This window comes from Paenarthrobacter histidinolovorans, assembly GCF_014647595.1.
GTDB classification, from domain to species: Bacteria; Actinomycetota; Actinomycetes; order Actinomycetales; family Micrococcaceae; genus Arthrobacter; species Arthrobacter histidinolovorans.
Genome location: NZ_BMPM01000004.1, coordinates 118,047 through 135,318 on the forward strand (window position 1 = coordinate 118,047; position 17,272 = coordinate 135,318).

Sequence of the window (17,272 nt, forward strand, 5' to 3'; positions counted from 1 at the left end):
ATAGGAGACACCCGTGTCAGATGCCCAACAGATCACCCTCATCGTCGATGGCGAAGAGACAAAGGTGACGGAAGGGACTACCGGCGCGGAACTCTTCTTCGAGCGCCGCGACGTCGTTGTAGCCCGTGTCAACGGCCAGCTCAAGGACCTGGACCAGGTTCTTCCCGCCGACGCCGACGTCCAAGGTGTCACCATCGAATCTCCCGATGGTCTCAATGTTCTCCGTCACTCCACTGCGCATGTCATGGCCCAGGCCGTGCAGCAACTGCGCCCTGACGCCAAGCTTGGCATCGGCCCCTACATCACCGACGGCTTCTACTTTGATTTCGATGTCGCCGAGCCCTTTACTCCGGAAGACCTGCGCCAGCTGGAAAAGATGATGCAGAAAATCATCAACCAGAACCAAAAGTTCGTCCGCCGCGTGGTCACCGAAGAAGAAGCCCGCGAAGCCATGGCCGGCGAGCCCTACAAGCTGGAACTGCTCGGCAAGAAGAACGACGCTGCCGACGCCGCTGAAGGCGTCAACGTTGAAGTCGGTGCCGGTGACATCACCATCTACGACAACGTGGACAGGAAGAGCGGTGAAAGCGTTTGGTGCGATCTGTGCCGTGGGCCGCACCTTCCGAACACCAAGATCATCTCCAACGCTTTTGCTCTGACGCGTTCTTCGGCCGCCTACTGGCTGGGCAACCAGAACAACCAGCAGCTGCAGCGTATCTACGGAACCGCCTGGCCCACCAAGGAAGCGCTGAAGGCCTACCAGGAGCGTATTGCCGAGGCTGAGCGCCGCGACCACCGCAAGCTCGGTGTCGAGCTGGATCTTTTCTCCTTCCCTGACGAGCTGGGCTCCGGCCTGCCGGTGTTCCACCCCAAGGGCGGCATCATCCGCAAGGCCATGGAGGACTACTCGCGCCAGCGCCACGTGGACGCCGGGTACGAATTTGTCTACACGCCCCACATCACCAAGGGGCACCTTTACGAGGTCTCCGGCCACCTTGACTGGTACAAGGACGGGATGTTCCCCGCCATGCAGGTGGACGCAGAATTCAACGAAGACGGCACAGTGCGCAAGCCGGCCCAGGACTACTACCTGAAGCCGATGAACTGCCCCATGCACAACCTGATCTTCCGTTCACGGGGCCGGTCATACCGTGAACTTCCGCTGCGTCTTTTCGAATTCGGTTCGGTGTACAGGTACGAGAAGTCCGGCGTTGTGCATGGGCTGACCCGTGTTCGCGGAATGACACAGGACGATGCCCACATCTACTGCACCCGCGAGCAGATGAAGGACGAACTCACCACCACGCTGAACTTCGTCCTCGGCCTGCTCAAGGACTACGGCCTGGATGATTTCTACCTGGAACTGTCCACCAAGAACGAAGAGAAGTTCGTTGGTGACGACGCCGCCTGGGAAGAAGCAACCCGCACTCTTTCCGAGGTAGCGGCAGCTTCCGGACTGGAGCTCGTGCCGGACCCGGGTGGAGCTGCGTTCTACGGCCCCAAGATTTCGGTTCAGGCGAAGGATGCTCTGGGCAGGACCTGGCAAATGTCCACCATCCAGCTGGACTTCAACCTTCCCGAACGTTTCGAGCTGGAATACCAGGCGGCCGATGGAACGCGCCAGCGTCCCGTCATGATCCACCGGGCCCTCTTCGGTTCGGTTGAGCGCTTCATGGGTGTCCTCACCGAGCACTATGCCGGAGCATTCCCGGCCTGGCTGGCCCCGGTCCAGGTAGTGGGCATCCCTGTTGCAGAGGCATTCAACGACTACATGTTCGACGTCGTCGGACAGTTGAAGGCTGCAGGCATCCGTGCCGAGGTGGACATTTCCTCGGATCGCTTCCCCAAGAAGATCCGTACAGCCAGCAAGGACAAGATTCCCTTTGTGCTGATTGCCGGCGGTGAGGATGCCGAGGCAGGCGCCGTGTCGTTCCGGTTCAGGGACGGCAGCCAGGATAACGGCGTTCCAGTGGCAGAAGCGGTCCGCAGGATAGTCGACGCCGTAAAGAACCGCGAGAGCTGACGGAACGGAAAAGTGACGGTGCAGGAGAACACAGGCGCGGCAGCTGACCTTCCGGGCGACGCAGACGTAACCGATGATTTCGGACTCGCAGGCGTTCCGGATGCGTTTCAGCGCCTGTGGACTCCCCACCGCATGGCCTACATCAAGGGCGGGCAGGATCAATTCAAGGACAAGAATGACTGCCCGTTCTGTGTAGGTCCCACCCGCTCTGACGAGGAGTCTCTCATCGTCCACCGGGGAAAGACCTGCTACGTGGTGCTCAACCTGTTCCCTTACAACCCGGGCCACTTGTTGATCTGCCCTTACCGCCACGTGCCTGATTACACGGATATTACGGTGGAGGAGACGGCAGAGTTCGCCGATCTTACCCAGACCGCCATGCGTGTGCTTCGGAAGGTCTCGAATCCGAGCGGTTTCAACCTGGGCATGAACCAGGGTGTTACCGGCGGGGCGGGTATTGCTGCCCATCTTCACCAGCACGTCGTTCCGCGCTGGGGCGGGGACGGCAATTTCTTTCCCATCATCGCCCAGACCAAAGCCATTACGCAGACCTTGGACGAGGTCCGCAAACTTGTGGCCGAAGCCTGGCCGGGGGAGTCGAATGCTCAATAGGCATGCGCGCGGCTTTTTCACTTCACTCTTTACTCCGTTGGCGCGCTGGCTCCTGCGGATCGGCGTGTCACCCGACGCGATCACCATTGCAGGCACTGCCGGCGTCATCCTGGGTGGACTCATCCTCTACCCGTTGGGCCACCTGTGGTGGGGTTCTGTGGTGGTTGCCTTCTTCGCTTTCTCGGACGTCGTGGACGGCATCATGGCCCGGCTGCAAGGCAGGAGCGGCGGCTGGGGAAACTTCCTTGATTCCACGTTGGACCGTTTGGCCGATGGCGCCATTTTCGCGGGCCTGACCATTTGGTTCTTCACAGGAGGCAGGGACGCCGCCATCGGAACGGCCGCCGTCGTCTGCCTGGTTCTGGGCATGGTTGTCTCCTACGCAAGGGCCAAAGCGGAATCACTGGGTTACCAGGCCAGCGTTGGAATTGCCGAACGGGCCGAACGGCTGGCGTCGGTCCTGCTGATTGCCGGGCTGACGGGACTGGGCCTTCCACCTGTCGTGCTGTTTGCAACACTTGTCCTGTTGGCACTGGCCAGCGTTGTCACGATAGTCCAGAGAATGGCCGTAGTTCGCAGACAAGCCATGGCAGAAGCCGAGGGAACTGGCATCTGACCAGAGTCGGCTCCCGCCAATTGTGCAGGTGTCCTACCACACCGGTGTTTATTGGCCTGCAAGGCGGTAATGAATGTACTGCCGCCATGCAACCTGCGACTACTATTACTAGTACTTGGTCACCTTGACCTGAAACCCGGTGTGCGCTGAACGCGGTCGTGTGGCTGCGCGTGCCTCCGGCAAGAAGGTCGTTTATCTACCCATAGGGGTTTTTGTGTCTACACCAGATGTAAGCAACGAAGCCGGTTCGTCCGCGAACAGCGTCACGGGCAGCAGCCGCGTTAAGCGGGGCATGGCTGAGATGCTCAAGGGCGGCGTCATCATGGACGTCGTTAACGTCGAGCAGGCCCGCATCGCCGAGGATGCCGGTGCTGTCGCCGTCATGGCGCTTGAGCGTGTCCCGGCTGATATCCGCGCCCAGGGTGGCGTGTCCCGGATGTCCGATCCGGACATGATTGATCAGANTGACTACATCGACGAGTCCGAGGTCCTGACCCCGGCGGACTACATCAACCACATCGACAAGTGGAACTTCACCGTCCCCTTCGTCTGTGGCGCCACCAACCTTGGTGAGGCGCTGCGCCGCATCAACGAGGGCGCAGCGATGATCCGGTCCAAGGGCGAAGCCGGCACCGGCGATGTTTCCAACGCCACCGGCCACATGCGCAAGATCCGTTCGGAGATCGCCAAGCTCGCCGCCCTCCCCGAGGACGAGCTGTACGTTGCGGCCAAGGAGTTGCAGGCCCCGTACGAGCTGGTCAAGGAGATCGCTGCCACGGGCAAGCTTCCCGTGGTGTTGTTCACTGCCGGTGGCATCGCGACCCCGGCTGATGCTGCGATGATGATGCAGCTCGGCGCCGACGGCGTGTTCGTTGGCTCGGGTATCTTCAAGTCCGGCAACCCCGCAGAGCGTGCGGCCGCCGTCGTCAAGGCCACCACCTTCTACGATGACCCCGATGTTATTGCCAAGGTCTCCCGTGGCCTGGGCGAAGCGATGGTCGGCATCAACGTCGACGACATCCCGCAGCCGCACCGCCTCGCGGAACGCGGCTGGTAAAGAGCAAAAGAAGTACGACGCCGGGCCGGTCACCTTCAAAGGTGACCGGCCCGGCGTCGTACTACTCAAGTCCGCGTCGCTTCAAAAGCGGCTCCAAGGTGGCGTCGCGGCCTCGGAACGAACGGAATGACTGCAGAGGGTCACGGCTGTTCCCCCGTGAAAGCAGTTCGGACCTGAACCGGTCCCCGTTCGAGCGCGTCAGGCCGCCGTTTTCCTGGAACCATTCCACCGTGTCCGCATCAAGGACCTCACTCCAGATGTACGAGTAGTACCCGGCTGCGTAGCCCGCTCCGGCGAAGACGTGCTGGAAGTAGCTCGTGCGGTACCGGGGCGGGATCAAGGGGTGGGCGATGGACGCCTCGGCAAGTGCCTTGGCTTCGAACGCCAGGACGTCCCGGGGTATGTCCGCCTGGGGAAGCACGTGCCAGGAAAGGTCCAGCAACGCAGCGCCAAGGTATTCCGTCGTAGCGAAGCCTTCACCCCACAACACCGAGTCATTGAGCTTGTCCACGATGTCTTGGGGGAGTGTTTCACCTGTGATGTGGTGCCGAGCGTAATTGGCCAGGACCTCAGGCCACATGATCCACATCTCGTTGACCTGCGATGGGTACTCAACGAAGTCCCGGGGCACGGATGTCCCGGAGAAACGTGGGTACGTGACATTGGAGAACAGGCCGTGCAGGGCATGGCCGAATTCGTGGAAAACTGTCCGGACTTCGTCCAGAGACAACAACGTGGACTCGCCGGCAGCGGGCTTGGTGATGTTGAGGTTGTTGATCACGACCGGACGCGTACCCAGCAGACCGGACTGTTCCACGAGGGAGTTCATCCACGCCCCGCCACGCTTGCTCTCCCGGGTGTAGTAGTCGCCAAGGAACAGGCCAATGCCGCTCCCGTCTTCGTCCTGGAGCTCCCATACGCGCACATCGGGGTGGTACCCCTCAAGGTCTTCGCGTTCATGGAATGTGATGCCATACAGCTGGGTCGCAGCGTGAAAAACGCCGTCGGTCAGGACCGTTTCCAGGGAAAAATAGGGACGGAGGGCCTGCTCGTCCACCTGGAATTTTTCCTTCCGGACCCGGGCTGAGTAGTACGCCCAGTCCCACGGCTCGAGGTGGTGTCCGGCGGATCGGGCCAGGGCATCGGCCTCGGCCTGGGCGTTGCGGACGGCTGCGGGCGCCAACCGGCGCAGCATTGTCCGGACATCGCTGAAGTCCGGCGCGGTCTGTTGGTCCACCACAAGTTCGGCAAAGTTGGCGAATCCGAGCAGGGCTGCCTTTTCCGCGCGAAGCCGGGCGGTTGCCGTCACCAGCTCCCGCACGTCCAGCGGTCCGCCGTCGGTACCGCGCGACACGGAGGCAACAAACAAACGACGCCGGATGGTCCGGTTTTCGAGTGATGCGAGAGCGGGCTGGTTGCTGGGTTGGATCAAGGTGAGAAGGTACTTGCCGTCGTGCCCGCCGGTTTTCGCGGCCTCAGCGGCTCCCGCGACGTCCTCTTCCGGCAAGCCGGCAAGGTCAGCCGGGTCGTCGAGAAGCAGCGCGGAGGCCTTCATGGCTTCTTTGGTCCGCTGGCCGAATTCAGTGCCAAGCCGGGAGAGTTCGGCGTTGACTTTCCGGAGCCTGTCTTGTCCGGCGTCATCAAGTTGGACGCCCGATTGGCGGAACTCTTTGAGGTATTCCTGCACCAGTCGGACGGACTCTGCGTCGAGGCCGTCTACGTCAATGGCAGAGAAGCGTTCGTAGAGGCCGCGGTTCATGTACACGGCATCCTGGTGGGCCGAAAATTTGGGGGAAAGTTCTGTTTCAAGCGCCTTGATCTCATCGTTTGCATCCGCTGACACGAGGGTGAAGAAGGCCGCAGCTGCCCTGTTCAGGAGACTGCCGGAGCGCTCCATCGCCACCGCAGTGTTCAGGAAGGTGGCGGGTTCCGGATTGTCGGTGATCGTATAAATCTCCTCCATGTGCGCTGCCAGCCCGGCCTCTACTGCCTCGGCATAGTGGGCTGCGGAGATTTCCGCGAAGGGCGGCAAACCGTAGGGCAGGGGGCTGGGGTCGAGCAGGGGATTGGTCATGAAGTGACTCTTTCACGTAAGAATCGTGTCCTCAAGGGTGGCACGCCTGCTTCCGCGCCACTTCGCCGTAGGATGAAAATCATGGGGAATCTCACATCCGGGACGCGATGGATCCGGCTCCGCCGAGCGGCGGCACCTGCCATGGTGGCCGTCCTCGCGATGACCCTTGGCGCCTGCGGAGTCATCGCCGAGAACACAGATCCGGACCGGACCAGCGCCGCAACGTCATCCGCAGCCGGGTCGCCCACACCCACACGTACTCCTGCTCCCAATCCAACCCCAGGCAAAGGGCCAGCCTGCCCCGAACTCCGCTGCACCTCCATCACCGTGACGGGGGACATGCTGGTCCACACCCAGCTATGGCAGCAGGCGCGGGCTGATGCCGCCGCCGCCGGAGTGCCCGGCTATACCTTCGTCCCGCTCCTCGAAGGACAGCGGCGCTATGTAAACAGCAGCGACCTCGCGATCTGCCACCAGGAGACCCCGGTGGCCACCCCCGAAGGTCCTTTCTCCGCCTACCCGTCCTTCAACGTACCGCCGCAGATCGTCGCGGCCTCAAAGGACATTGGCTACCAGGCCTGCACCACGGCCAGCAACCACACCATTGACCGCGGCACGGAGGGGCTGCTCAGGACCCTGGATGCCCTCGATGCCGCAGACCTGAAGCACACGGGCTCGTATCGGACGGAGGCTGCCTCAAAGGAAATCCTGATGCTTCAAACGGACGCGGCCAAGGTAGCGGTCATCGTCGGAACCTACGGCCACAACGGACAGATTCCGGAGTACCCCTGGCTTGTGGACGAACTCGACCCCGCAACCATGATTGCGAAGGCAACCCAAGCGAGGGCTCTGGGCGCTGACATTGTCCTGGGGGTCATGCACGCGGGCGACGAGTACGCGAGCGAACCCAATGCCCAGCAGCAGGAGGTCGCCCACGCACTCGTGGACAGCGGGCAATTCACCATGATCTATGGGCATCACACCCACTCCGTGCTGCCGATCGAGAATTACAAGGGCACCTGGATCGTGTACGGACTCGGCAACGGCATCACCGAATTGTCGCCGTGGTACGTGGTCAATAACGAAGGACTGCTGGTGAGGGCACAGTTCAGCCAGAACGCTGCGGGCACCTGGACTGCCTCCGACCTTGCATGGGCGCCCTCAGTGATTGTCCGGGACCCCTACCGCTGGTGCTCAGTGGCCAGCGATGCCCCGCAAGGCGTGTGTGCCACCCCGGCGGCGGACGCCGGAACGCACCAGAGAACCCAAGCGGTCGTCGAATCCATGGGCGCTGCCACTGCAGGCGCCCATGAACTCTTGATCACCAAGGAAAAGTAACTCCTAGCGGGGTCGGCGGGCGGCGTGTTCCCGCGCCAGGCGGGCGTAGTCGTCGTCGGGGGATCCAGGTACGAAGGTGCCGAACTTCCGTTCCGCAGCCGTGCGGATCAGGAAGTCGGCGATGGCCGGGTTCTTCGGCAGCAGTGAACCGTGCAGGTAGCTGGCCACAACGTTGTTGTACCTGGCGCCTTCATGGCCGTCCTTGCTGTTGTTGCCGGCCCCTTTTGTGACAGTTCCCAGGGGCTGCACGCCAGGACCCAGGGTGGTCTGCCCGCTGTGGTTCTCGTAGCCCATGATGTCGCCGAACTCGGCGGACTTCATGATCACGTTGCCGATCAGTCGTTCGTCCGTACCCTGGGTCTCGACGTCCAGGATGCCGATTCCGGGGATGGTGGGTCCAGTACTGGTCTTGAAGAACTTTCCAAAGAGCTGGTAAAGACCGCAGATCACAAGCATTGGTGCGCCATTGTCGGCCAGCTCCCTCAACTGGTCCGCGCGTGCCTGCAGATCATCCTGGATGACGAGCTGGCCGCTGTCCTGCCCGCCGCCGCCCACAATGATGTCTACGTCGTCCGGGAAATCATCCCCCACGTTGTACTCCAGCAGCTCCGGGGTGTATCCGTGCCACTTGATGCGCTGCTTGAGCACCAGGGCATTGCCCCAGTCGCCGTAGATGTTCATTTCGCGCGGGTACAGCTGGAGGACGCGGATGGTGCCCTTGCTGGACTGGCCCTCAGATTGTGGCGTGGCGGGCTGGGTTTCCGAGGTCATGAGACCACCTCAACTATGGTGATTTTGGCGAGTTCGCGGCGGATGGCCAGCATTGATGTGTACGTGCAGAAAATGCGTTTGGGTTTGCCGCGGGAGCCGTCGATGAAGGTCCGAAGTGCTGCTGTGATGTCGGGTTCAACGGTGCCGAAGGGTACGTCGTCGTATTGCAGCCGGAGGGCCATGTCGTAGGCCCTGACTCCGGTGAGGACATCCACTCCGCCTTCACGCAGGGACTCGAACTCCACGTCCCACAGCCACGACATGTCCCTGCCGTCGGCATAGTTGTCGTTGATCGCAATCATGGTCGCGTAGCCGCCGGCCGGGAACGACTTCAGGCCAAGCCGGAAACCGCTGGGATTCTTCACCAGCACCAGTTCGAGCGGTTGGCCGTCCACAGTCAGGCTTTCGCCGCGCCCGAAAGCGGGGGCCACGTCGCCCAGGGCCTTGACCAGCTTGGGAGTGTCAATGGGGCCGGTTCCCAGAACTGCGCGGGTCAGCGACAACGCCGCAGCAGCGTTGAAGATGTTGTAAACACCGCGCAGCTTCATGGTGGTGGTCACGGTCTTGCCGTCGAACTCAAAGTCAGCGTCCTGGGCACCTACCCGGCGGAGCACGACGTCGGCGTCCGGCAAGTCGACTGTCTCACCAGGAGCTGCGGCCACGGACGTGCCGGAAGGGGATGGTCCACTGCCTGTCCGCATTTCGTCGTCGTTCGGGAAGGTGCTGCGCAGTGATTCGTCCAGGCCGAAGTACCGCACCTCGGGGTGATGAACGGCGTCGAGGGTGTTGATGGTCTTGGCGATCCGCGCAACGCGGGGATCTTCCCGGTTCAGCACCACGGTGTCGGTTGTCTTGGAAGCAATGTGCTCCAGGAGTCGGGCGGTCTTGTCGATCTCGCCGAAGCGGTCCAGCTGATCCCTGAGAACGTTCAGGAGCAGACTGTAACGGGGAGGAACTTTGTTAACGAAGTGGACGGCATGCGCTTCATCGAGTTCAAGAATGGCGATGTCGGCGTCGAGGCGCCCACGCCAGTCCACCTCGCCCAGCAGGGACGCTGCCACTCCGCGGGTGAAGTTGCTGCCGGACCGGTTCGTGAAAACCTTCAGGCCTTGGCTTTCGAGGAGCTCCACCACCATTTTGGTTGTGGTGGTCTTGCCATTGGTACCGCTGACAACTGCGACACCATGTGGCAGTGACGCCAGCGTTCGCTGCATGAACCGGGGATCGATTTTCTCGACCACGAGCCCGGGAAACGCTGACCCGCCGCCCCGCAGCCGGGACAGTGTACGGACCAGCTTGCCGAGGGGAACGCTGAAGGAAAGCATGCTCTGTAATATATCCCAGACGCGGCATGGAACCCGGGTCGCGTCAGCCCGCAGAGCCCTGACCGAAGCCGGCCGGGCGACCGGGAGCACTATGATGGTCCAATGACCAACCCCCTTTCCGACGCTTCGTCACGCGTGGGTTCAGGCCTCCGGATCGGCGTCCTGGCACTCCAGGGCGATTTCCGCGAGCACATCCATGCTGTTGAGTCCGCGGGAGCCTCAGGCGTGGGTATCCGCCGGCCTGCCGAGCTGGACGAGATCGACGGCCTGATCATCCCCGGTGGCGAATCCACCACCATCGACAAACTGTCCAGGATCTTTGAACTCCGTGATCCCATCCAAAAGCGGATAGCTGATGGCCTTCCGGTTTACGGCTCCTGCGCCGGCATGATTCTGCTGGCCGACGAGATCGCAGACCCTGCCACCGACCTGCAGGGAAACCCGCAACAGACGTTCGGTGGCCTCGATATCACGGTTCGCCGCAACGCATTTGGACGGCAGCGGGAATCCTTCGAAACGGACCTCGATTTCAAGGGCCTGGAGTTCAGCGCCGACGAGGACGGCGTGGACCCCGTTCATGCTGTGTTCATCCGCGGCCCTTGGGTTGAGCGGGTAGGTGCTGGGGTGGACGTCCTGGCACAAGTCGATCCTGACCACGCCAGCCACACCGCCGCTTTGCATGGAGTGGCTAGAATTGTTGCAGTGCGCTCCGGCCATTTGCTGGCCACCTCCTTCCACCCGGAAGTGACAGGGGAGAAGCGTGTGCATGAACTCTTTATTCGAATGATCAGAGGAGAAGCGTAAAGCATGTCAGGCCACTCCAAATGGGCGACCACCAAGCACAAAAAAGCCATCATTGACAGCAGGCGTGCAAAGTCGTTCGCGAAACTGATCAAGAACATCGAAGTTGCTGCCCGCATGGGTGGACCGGACCTGGCCGGCAACCCGGGCCTGGAACTCGCCGTCACCAAGGCCAAGAAGACTTCGGTCCCCAACGACAACATCGACCGTGCCATCAAGCGCGGCGCCGGTCTCACCGGTGAGGTCGTGGACTACACCGAGATCATGTACGAAGCCCGCGGACCGCAGGGTTCGGCCTTGTTGATCGAGTGCCTTACCGACAACAAGAACCGGGCAGCCTCCGAGGTGCGCCTGGCCATCTCACGCAATGGCGGGACCATTGCAGACCCCGGCTCCGTCAGCTACCTGTTCGCCCGCAAGGGCGTCGTGGTCCTGCCGAAGAACGGACTCAGCGAAGACGACATCCTCATGGCTGTCCTGGAAGCCGGTGCCGAAGAAGTCAAAGACAGCGGCGAGAACTGGGAAATCCATTCCGAGCCGTCGGACCTCCAGGCCATCCGGGACGCCCTCAAGGAAGCCGGAATCGAATACGAAACCGACGAAGCGGAGTTCGTTCCGTCCATGCAGGTTGAGCTGGACATCGATGGCGCCAAGAAGTTCATGAAGCTCGTCGACGCGCTCGAGGACCTGGATGACGTCCAGAATGTCTACAGCAACGCGGACTTCAGCGAGGAAGTGCAGGCTGCCCTCGACGCCGAATAGGCGTGGCAGCACCCAATTTTGATGACAAACAGGAAGGCCCGGACTTGACTCTTCGCGTATTGGGAGTCGATCCGGGCCTTACCCGTTGCGGCATCGGTGTGGTGGACATCGAGCGTAACCGCAGGGCAACCATGGTCGCTGTCGGTGTGGTGGGGACTTCCGCGGAACTGACGCTGGACAAGCGCCTGCTGGTCATAGCCAAGGCCATCGACGAGTGGCTTGACCTGCACCAGCCGGACGTCGTCGCCGTCGAACGTGTCTTCTCCCAAATGAATGTCAGCACGGTCATGGGCGTTGCACAGGCCTCAGGCGTCGTCATTGCGGCCGCTGCCCGCCGCGGCATCCCGGTGGCGTTGCACACGCCGTCGGAAGTAAAAGCCGCCGTTACCGGAAGCGGCACAGCCAACAAAGACGCCGTAACCAAGCTCGTGACCAAGATCCTGCGCCTGGACGCTCCACCCAAACCGGCAGATGCGGCAGACGCACTCGCGTTGGCCTTGACGCACGCATGGCGTGCAGGCAATGGAATGGGTGCCGCGTCGGGCACCGGATCCCTGACTCCGGCGCAAAAGGCCTGGGCCGAAGCCGAAGCAAAAGCGCGCCGGAAACGCTGATTGCCGGCTGCGCTTGCTAGGGTATTCGTAGATATGTTCGGATAGTTCGCTTTGGCCGCAATAATTCAGGAGCCGGGTCTTGATCAGTTTTCTTCGTGGAACCGTTGCCCACGTTGGTTTGTCCACCGCCGTCATTGACCTCAATGGTGCCGGCATGAGCGTCTACGCCACGCCACAGACCCTGAGCCACCTTCACGTGGGCACTGAAGCCAAGCTCTTCACCTCCATGATCGTCAGGGAGGACTCTCTGACGTTGTTCGGCTTCGCGGACGACGACGAACGTGAAGTTTTCGATGTCCTGCTCAGTGTCAGCGGGGTTGGCCCGCGTTTGGCCCTTGCTGTCCTGGCCGTGCATGAGCCCGAAGCCATCCGGGTGGCAGCACACACCGGCGACAACAAGGCTTTCACCAAGGTGCCTGGCATCGGGCCCAAAGTTGCGGGCAGGATCGTCCTTGAACTCGCCGGGAAGTTGGTTCCGCACGGTACCGGCAGCGGTGCTGCTCCTGAAACTGCCATCAAGGCTGAATGGAAGCCGCAGGTTGTTGCGGCCATGACCAGCCTGGGTTGGTCGGAGAAGGATGCCACCGGGAGCATCGACAAAGCCATGGCTGACTCGCCTGAGCTCGTTGAGGCAGGAAACGTCGCGCAGATCCTCCGGGCTACGCTCCGTTGGCTTGGCCAGGACGGCGCACGCGCCGGAAACCGCGTAGGCTCCCGTGGCTGAGCAGTCACTTGTCAGCGGGGGAGAGGAACCGGAAGAGCGGGTCATTGAGGCCGCGCTCCGTCCGAAGAACCTGCATGACTTCGTGGGCCAGCACCGGGTCCGCAAGCAGCTTGCCTTGGTACTCGAGGCGTCGAAGATGCGTGGACGCAGCGCCGATCACGTTCTCATGTCCGGACCACCGGGCCTGGGCAAGACCACCCTCGCAATGATCATTGCGGCGGAAATGAACGCACCACTGCGCATCAGCAGTGGTCCGGCCATCCAGCATGCCGGGGACCTCGCGGCCATCCTTTCCTCCTTGTCGGAGGGCGAGGTCCTGTTCCTGGACGAAATCCACCGCATGTCCAGGCCTGCAGAAGAAATGCTTTACATGGCCATGGAGGATTTCCGTGTGGACATCGTGGTGGGAAAGGGTGCCGGCGCTACCGCGATCCCCCTTGAGCTGCCGCCGTTTACCCTGGTAGGCGCCACAACGCGCGCCGGGCTTCTTCCCGGCCCCTTGAGGGACCGGTTCGGTTTCACGGGGCACCTGGAGTTCTACTCCGTGGCTGAACTTGAGCTTGTCCTTCGGCGGTCGGCAGGTTTGTTGGATCTCAAGGTCAATTCGGCCGGGTTTACGGAAATCGCCGGCAGGTCACGCGGCACGCCTCGTATCGCCAACCGGTTGCTTCGCCGGGTTCGCGACTGGGCATTGGTTCACGGCATTGATCAGATAGACGCCAGGTCGGCGTCAGCTGCGTTGGATATGTATGAGGTGGACCAGCGCGGCCTTGACCGTCTGGACCGCTCCGTCCTTGAAGCCTTGATCACCAAGTTCAACGGCGGCCCGGTGGGACTGTCCACCCTGGCGATCGCTGTTGGTGAAGAGCCGGAGACTGTCGAGACCGTGGCGGAGCCGTTCCTGGTGCGCGAAGGGCTGTTGGGACGGACGCCCCGGGGCCGGATAGCCATGGCTCCGGCGTGGACACACCTGGGGTACGCCGTGCCGACCGGCGTGTTCGGACAAGAGACCCTTGCGCTCTTTGACGAGGACGAAAACCACGCCGAAAGCATCGATACTGCCGGTTAACACCCTGTGTTCAGCTTTTCCCTCTAGACTGGTATGACGCTCGGCACGTTCGAGTCCTTGATCCATGCGCCAGCCTCGCGGATCTGCCAGGGACGTTGCCGTGAACCAAAACGTAAGTACAGAACGGAACTTCCCTGTGGATCCAATGACCATATTGCTGTTCGTCATGCTTGGACTTTTTGTCTTCATGATGTTCCGCCGCAACAAGAAGACCCAGCAGCAGCAGGCTGAGATGCAGTCCAAGTTCGCTCCGGGAGTCGACGTCATGACCAGCTTCGGCCTTTTCGGCCGGATCGTGTCCATCGACGAAGCGGAAAACAAGGTCGTTATCGAGCTTTCGCCGGGCAACCTGGCCACAGTCCACCGCCAGGCTGTCACCAAGGTGGTTGAGGCCGCTCCGGAGGAAGCCCCGGTGGTTCCCGATGACGCTTCTTCCCTGACCGTGGCGGGTACTGAAACGCCTTCGGCCGTCGAGACGCCGGAAGAGACCATCGCGCGCCTCAACAAAGAGGACAAGAAGGACAACTAGCACCGTAAGTCGCGGCATCACCGCGCAAGGAAACTTCTACGGCAGCGGAGAGCCGCCGGCAGACGCTTACCAGCGTCCGCCGGCGGCTGTCCGGCGATAACAGGAAGATCGATAATGGCACGGACCGGCCCCAAAAACTCAGCCCGCAGGGTGCTGACCTGGCTTGGAGCAATTTTCGTTGTACTCACCGCTGTCCTGGCTGGCGGGGTGATGACCGGCCATGCGAGCTGGGCGCCCAAGCTCGCACTGGACCTCGAAGGTGGAACCCAGATGATCCTGGCACCCCGTGTTGAGGGTGCAAGCGACATCAATGAGGAACAGTTGAACCAGGCTGTGGCGATCATCCGCCAGCGTGTCGACGGATCCGGCGTCGCCGAGGCAGAGATCAGCACGCAGTCCGGCCGCAACGTTGTGGTCAGCCTGCCGGGTACACCCTCCAAGGAAACCCGGGACCTCATCCAGGCATCTGCCGACATGAACTTCCGCCCCGTGATCGCCGCTGGCGACCCCGCCGCCGTTCCTGCAGAGCAGCGGACGCCGGATGACAAGCTGCCCCAGCCCACTGCGGCGCCGGCCAACGCCAGCGACAACAACTGGGTCACCGGCGATGTCGTCAAGGAATTCGAAGCGCTGGACTGCGTCAACCCGTCCACGGAGAAGCGCGACCGCTCCGATCCTGCCAAACCGTTGGTGGCCTGTGAGCCCGCCACGGACAAGACTCCCGCTGCCAAGTACATCCTTGGCCCGGTAGAGGTCAAGGGCCAGGACATCAGCGATTCCACGTTCTCCCAGGTCCAGGGTGCGCAGGGTTCGGTGACCAACTCCTGGGGCGTGAACATCGTCTTCAACGGTGACGCAACCGCAAAGTTCAAGGCAGTTACCGAACGGCTCAACCAGTTCTACGTGGCGGCCCAGGCTCAAGGCTCGGACGATCCCAAGTCCCAGTTCGCCATCGTCCTCGATGACAAAGTGATCTCAGCACCCCGTGCGCTTGCCGTCATCACCGACGGAAAGCCGCAGATCACCGGCAACTTCACCCAGGCCAGTGCCAAGGCTTTGTCTGACCAGCTGCGCTACGGTGCGCTTCCGATCAGTTTCGAGATCCAGTCCCAGGAGCAAATCTCGGCCACCCTTGGCGGGGACCAGCTCCGGCTCGGCCTGCTGGCCGGCATGATCGGCCTGCTCCTGGTTGTTGTCTATTCGCTCTTCCAGTACCGGGCTTTGGGATTTGTCACGATCGCTTCCCTGGTGGTTGCCGGGTTGTTGACATACCTTGCCATCGCGATCCTCGGCTGGACCGAGAACTACAGGTTGTCCCTGGCAGGTGTCGCAGGTCTGATTGTGGCCATTGGCCAGACCGCGGACTCGTTCATCGTCTACTTCGAACGCATCCGTGACGAACTGCGCGATGGGCGCGGACTGGTATCCGCCGTCGAGAATGGCTGGAAGCGCGCCAAGCGCACCGTCCTGGCCTCCAAAGCCGTCAACCTTCTGGCTGCGCTGGTCCTGTACTTCGTGGCGGTCGGAAACGTGCGTGGCTTCGCGTTCACGCTTGGCCTGACAGCTCTCGCCGACCTCCTGGTTGTGTTCATGTTCACGCACCCGATGCTGCAGGTCCTGGCCCGCACCAAATTCTTTGGTGAAGGACACCGGTTCTCCGGATTGTCGCCTGACCGTCTGGGCGCGGTGCCGCTGTACCGGGGAGCCGGACGGCTCCGGACCCCGGATGAAAAGCCGACGCCGGTCCGCCCCCGCAACGCCGGAGCGGCCGCTGAAGCGGAACGACGCATGACCATCGCCGAACGGCGCCTTGCCGCGAAGGGCCAGCTGACTGGTTCTTCCAACGGCAGCAAGGAGGAGAAGTAATGACTACGAGCTTCGCAACCTTCGGCCATGAGCTCTACACGGGCAAACGTTCCTACAACTTTGTCAATTCAAAGAAGATCTGGTTCATCATCGCTGCCGTCGCCGTAGCGTTGTCCATCCTGATCCCGGTGGTCAAGGGCGGCTTCAACCTTGGCATCGAGTTCCGCGGCGGCTCGGAGTTCACGGTTTCAAATGTGAGCACCACGGACGCAGCGCTGGGGGAGCGGGCAGTCCACGATGTCGTGCCCGATGCCATTCCGCGCGTGGCAAACGTGGCGGGCAACACCATGCGGATCCAGACGGATCAGCTGACCGACGACGAGACCAACCGCATCAAGGACGGACTCACAAGCGCATATGGCGTAACGGAGAACGAGGTCACCTCCAACTTCGTCGGACCCACCTGGGGCCAGGACGTTACCCGGCAGGCCCTCATCGGTCTGGTGGTCTTTGTCGGTTTGGCCGCGGTACTCATGGCCCTGTACTTCAGGACCTGGAAGATGTCCTTGTCGGCCCTCGTTGGCATGCTCGTCACGATGTTTACCACTGCGGGCGTCTACGCCTTGAGCGATTTTGAAGTGACGCCGTCGGCCATCATCGGCTTCCTCACCGTCCTGAGCTACTCGCTCTATGACACCGTGGTGGTCTTCGACAAGATCCGCGAGAATACGTCAGACATCTCCACGTCCACCCGCCGTACCTTTGGCGAAGAGGTCAACCTCGCCGTCAACCAAACCCTGGTCCGGTCCATTAACACCATGATGGTTGCCGTCCTTCCTGTGGCCGCCATCCTCTTCATCGGTGCAGGACTCCTGGGCGCGGGTACTCTGCGCGACCTGTCACTGGCGTTGTTCGTAGGTATCCTCATTGGCACTGCGGCCACGATCTTCATCGCGGCCCCGCTCTACGCCTGGTTGCGCCAGGGAGAGCCGGAGCTCGTCAAGCAGGCAAAGAAAGTAGCGCACCGACGCGCCGAAGCCACCGTTTAGGGGGCAAAGGAGCCATTACGGTCCAAAGAGCCGGTCACCGCCACAGTGCGGTGGCCGGCTCTTTGACTTGCCGGTGCGATCGTCATGTGCTGTCCAGTTGCA

General features: G+C 61.9%; 16 protein-coding genes. 13 read left to right on the forward strand and 3 right to left on the reverse strand.

Annotated elements, in window-relative coordinates; translation table 11 throughout:
* Positions 1 to 13: 13 nt before the first annotated feature.
* The 4 genes from thrS to IEY62_RS11295 all read left to right on the forward strand — a co-directional run bounded on the left by thrS (position 14) and on the right by IEY62_RS11295 (position 4,308).
* Positions 14 to 2,023 (forward strand): threonine--tRNA ligase, encoded by a 2,010-nt coding sequence (gene thrS, locus IEY62_RS11280; RefSeq protein WP_189017604.1) that lies wholly within the window; start codon positions 14 to 16, stop codon positions 2,021 to 2,023.
* 18 nt (positions 2,024 to 2,041) lie between these two features.
* Positions 2,042 to 2,635, forward strand: coding sequence for an HIT family protein (locus IEY62_RS11285; RefSeq protein ID WP_189017607.1), 594 nt, complete (start codon positions 2,042 to 2,044; stop codon positions 2,633 to 2,635).
* Positions 2,625 to 3,251 carry a phosphatidylinositol phosphate synthase gene (pgsA, locus tag IEY62_RS11290; protein WP_189017610.1) on the forward strand — a complete coding sequence of 209 codons (627 nt, stop codon included), beginning with the start codon at positions 2,625 to 2,627 and terminating at the stop codon, positions 3,249 to 3,251. Before IEY62_RS11285 ends, pgsA begins: the two co-directional genes overlap by 11 nt.
* 214 nt (positions 3,252 to 3,465) lie before the next feature.
* Positions 3,466 to 4,308, forward strand: coding sequence for a pyridoxal 5'-phosphate synthase subunit PdxS (locus IEY62_RS11295; protein WP_189017613.1), 843 nt, complete (start codon positions 3,466 to 3,468; stop codon positions 4,306 to 4,308).
* A 61-nt stretch (positions 4,309 to 4,369) separates the two neighbouring features.
* Here the strand turns inward: IEY62_RS11295 and IEY62_RS11300 are convergent, their stop codons facing one another.
* A complete protein-coding gene (locus IEY62_RS11300; RefSeq protein WP_189017616.1) occupies positions 4,370 to 6,382 on the reverse strand; it encodes a M3 family metallopeptidase in 2,013 nt (670 codons plus the stop codon).
* A gap of 81 nt (positions 6,383 to 6,463) precedes the next feature.
* Here IEY62_RS11300 and IEY62_RS11305 point away from each other — a divergent pair, with 81 nt between their 5' ends.
* Positions 6,464 to 7,720, forward strand: coding sequence for a CapA family protein (locus IEY62_RS11305; RefSeq protein WP_407671497.1), 1,257 nt, complete (start codon positions 6,464 to 6,466; stop codon positions 7,718 to 7,720).
* Between the two features lie 3 nt (positions 7,721 to 7,723).
* Here IEY62_RS11305 and IEY62_RS11310 read toward each other — a convergent pair whose 3' ends face one another.
* Together IEY62_RS11310 and IEY62_RS11315 are read right to left on the reverse strand one after the other, a co-directional pair.
* Complete coding sequence (locus tag IEY62_RS11310) at positions 7,724 to 8,491, reverse strand: type 1 glutamine amidotransferase (RefSeq protein ID WP_189017619.1); 768 nt, start codon at positions 8,489 to 8,491, stop codon at positions 7,724 to 7,726.
* Entirely contained in the window at positions 8,488 to 9,816 is a 1,329-nt protein-coding gene (locus tag IEY62_RS11315) for a Mur ligase family protein (protein WP_189017622.1), read from the reverse strand. Before IEY62_RS11315 ends, IEY62_RS11310 begins: the two co-directional genes overlap by 4 nt.
* A gap of 102 nt (positions 9,817 to 9,918) precedes the next feature.
* On the opposite strand from IEY62_RS11315, the gene pdxT reads away from it, so the two are divergent.
* The 8 genes from pdxT (at position 9,919) to secF (ending at position 17,170) form a co-directional block, all read left to right on the forward strand.
* Positions 9,919 to 10,620, forward strand: coding sequence for a pyridoxal 5'-phosphate synthase glutaminase subunit PdxT (gene pdxT / locus IEY62_RS11320; protein WP_189017625.1), 702 nt, complete (start codon positions 9,919 to 9,921; stop codon positions 10,618 to 10,620).
* Between the two features lie 3 nt (positions 10,621 to 10,623).
* Positions 10,624 to 11,379: a YebC/PmpR family DNA-binding transcriptional regulator gene (locus tag IEY62_RS11325; protein WP_189017628.1), complete on the forward strand. Its 756-nt coding sequence runs from the start codon at positions 10,624 to 10,626 to the stop codon at positions 11,377 to 11,379.
* Between the two features lie 44 nt (positions 11,380 to 11,423).
* Positions 11,424 to 11,993 carry a crossover junction endodeoxyribonuclease RuvC gene (gene ruvC, locus IEY62_RS11330; protein ID WP_189017631.1) on the forward strand — a complete coding sequence of 190 codons (570 nt, stop codon included), beginning with the start codon at positions 11,424 to 11,426 and terminating at the stop codon, positions 11,991 to 11,993.
* A gap of 79 nt (positions 11,994 to 12,072) precedes the next feature.
* Positions 12,073 to 12,717, forward strand: coding sequence for a Holliday junction branch migration protein RuvA (gene ruvA, locus IEY62_RS11335; protein WP_189017634.1), 645 nt, complete (start codon positions 12,073 to 12,075; stop codon positions 12,715 to 12,717).
* Complete coding sequence (gene ruvB / locus IEY62_RS11340; protein ID WP_189017636.1) at positions 12,710 to 13,786, forward strand: Holliday junction branch migration DNA helicase RuvB; 1,077 nt, start codon at positions 12,710 to 12,712, stop codon at positions 13,784 to 13,786. The genes ruvA and ruvB overlap by 8 nt, the downstream gene beginning before the upstream one ends.
* A gap of 145 nt (positions 13,787 to 13,931) precedes the next feature.
* Positions 13,932 to 14,315 (forward strand): preprotein translocase subunit YajC, encoded by a 384-nt coding sequence (gene yajC, locus IEY62_RS11345; protein ID WP_189018305.1) that lies wholly within the window; start codon positions 13,932 to 13,934, stop codon positions 14,313 to 14,315.
* 114 nt (positions 14,316 to 14,429) lie between these two features.
* Positions 14,430 to 16,181, forward strand: a complete 1,752-nt coding sequence (gene secD, locus IEY62_RS11350; protein ID WP_189017639.1) for a protein translocase subunit SecD — start codon at positions 14,430 to 14,432, stop codon at positions 16,179 to 16,181.
* Positions 16,181 to 17,170 carry a protein translocase subunit SecF gene (secF, locus tag IEY62_RS11355; protein WP_189017642.1) on the forward strand — a complete coding sequence of 330 codons (990 nt, stop codon included), beginning with the start codon at positions 16,181 to 16,183 and terminating at the stop codon, positions 17,168 to 17,170. The genes secD and secF overlap by 1 nt, the downstream gene beginning before the upstream one ends.
* Positions 17,171 to 17,272 lie beyond the last annotated feature (102 nt).

Excerpts from the sequence above, each read along its gene's own strand:
- secF (WP_189017642.1), top strand. The coding sequence starts at position 16,181 with ATGACTACGAGCTTCGCAACCTTCGGCCATGAGCTCTACACGGGCAAA.
- yajC (WP_189018305.1), top strand. The coding sequence starts at position 13,932 with ATGACCATATTGCTGTTCGTCATGCTTGGACTTTTTGTCTTCATGATG.
- IEY62_RS11310 (WP_189017619.1), bottom strand. The coding sequence starts at position 8,491 with ATGACCTCGGAAACCCAGCCCGCCACGCCACAATCTGAGGGCCAGTCC.
- IEY62_RS11315 (WP_189017622.1), bottom strand. The coding sequence starts at position 9,816 with ATGCTTTCCTTCAGCGTTCCCCTCGGCAAGCTGGTCCGTACACTGTCC.
- pgsA (WP_189017610.1), top strand. The coding sequence starts at position 2,625 with ATGCTCAATAGGCATGCGCGCGGCTTTTTCACTTCACTCTTTACTCCG.
- IEY62_RS11305 (WP_407671497.1), top strand. The coding sequence starts at position 6,464 with ATGGGGAATCTCACATCCGGGACGCGATGGATCCGGCTCCGCCGAGCG.
- pdxT (WP_189017625.1), top strand. The coding sequence starts at position 9,919 with ATGACCAACCCCCTTTCCGACGCTTCGTCACGCGTGGGTTCAGGCCTC.
- IEY62_RS11300 (WP_189017616.1), bottom strand. The coding sequence starts at position 6,382 with ATGACCAATCCCCTGCTCGACCCCAGCCCCCTGCCCTACGGTTTGCCG.
- IEY62_RS11325 (WP_189017628.1), top strand. The coding sequence starts at position 10,624 with ATGTCAGGCCACTCCAAATGGGCGACCACCAAGCACAAAAAAGCCATC.
- secD (WP_189017639.1), top strand. The coding sequence starts at position 14,430 with ATGGCACGGACCGGCCCCAAAAACTCAGCCCGCAGGGTGCTGACCTGG.